Genomic DNA, 1,065 nt, shown 5'->3' on the forward strand with positions numbered 1-1,065 from the left:
TGTATTGCCCTGAGAGGTTAGGAACGCGGCTGGCGGGTGGCTGGCCTTTCAGCGCGGTGTGTCCGCGGTGGTGATTGTAGGTGTGCAGCCAGTCGGGGAAGGCGTCGCGTCGTTGTTGTTCTGACCGGTAGGGGCGGGTGTAGGCCCACTCGTCGAGCAGAGTGCGGTTGAACCGCTCGACCTTGCCGTTCGTCTGCGGCCGGTAGGCGCGCGTGCGCTTGTGCGTGATGCCGGCTGCGGCCAGGGCATCGCGCCACAGACGGGACTTGTAGCAGGAGCCGTTGTCGGTCAAGACGCGCTCCACGGTGATACCGCAGGAGGCGAAGAACGCCTGCGCCCGCCCCCAGAAGGCGACGGCGGTCTCCTTCTTCTCGTCGGTGAGGATCTCGCTGTAAGCCAGGCGGGAGTGGTCGTCGACGGCGGTGTGCACATAGCTGTAGCCGGCACCGGAACGCGTCTTGCGGCCTGCCTGGCGGCCCAGGACCTTGTGGCCGCCGCCGTCGGGGATGTTGCCGAGCTTCTTGATGTCGACATGCACCAGCTCGCCGGGCCTGTCGCGTTCGTAGCGGCGTATGACGCGGCCGGTGGCCCGGTCCAGGTGCGCCAGGCGGGCCAGGCCGTATCGGGTCAGCACCCGGTGCACGGTGGAGGGCACCAGACGGAGCAGACCCGCGATCCGTGCGGGTCCCCAACGGCGCAGCACGCGGACCTTGATGATCCGCCGCTCGGTACGTGTCGGGGTCCGCCCTGGGGAGGCATGCGGGCGGCTGGAGCGGTCGGCCATGCCCGCCTCGCCGTGCTGCCGGTAGCGGTCGGCCCATCGCTTGGCGGTGGTCACGGAGACCTGGAAGCGTTCCGCGGCCCGCCGCAGGGGCCAGTTGTCGTCGACGACGCAGCGGGCCAGGCGCAGTCGTCCAGTCTCAGTCAGGGGTGCATTACGGTGGGGCACGAGGGCCTTTCTGGTCGCCGGTGCAGATCTCGCAATCCACACCGAGCCAGAGGGCCCTCACCCATTTCAAGATCACACGTCAGTGATCGCTGTCACCAACCTCCGTGGACAGAACA

Annotated in this window: 1 protein-coding gene; it reads right to left on the reverse strand. The window is 68.3% G+C overall.

Features of this window, described 5'->3' with window-relative positions; genetic code table 11:
- On the reverse strand, positions 1-949 hold a 949-nt coding region (locus MTQ10_RS30685), incomplete at its 3' end, for an IS481 family transposase (RefSeq protein WP_125500865.1).
- Positions 950-1,065: the final 116 nt, after the last annotated feature.

Origin of the sequence: Streptomyces sp. XM83C (assembly GCF_023072675.1) — a bacterium.
Lineage (GTDB): Bacteria > Actinomycetota > Actinomycetes > Streptomycetales > Streptomycetaceae > Streptomyces > Streptomyces thermocoprophilus.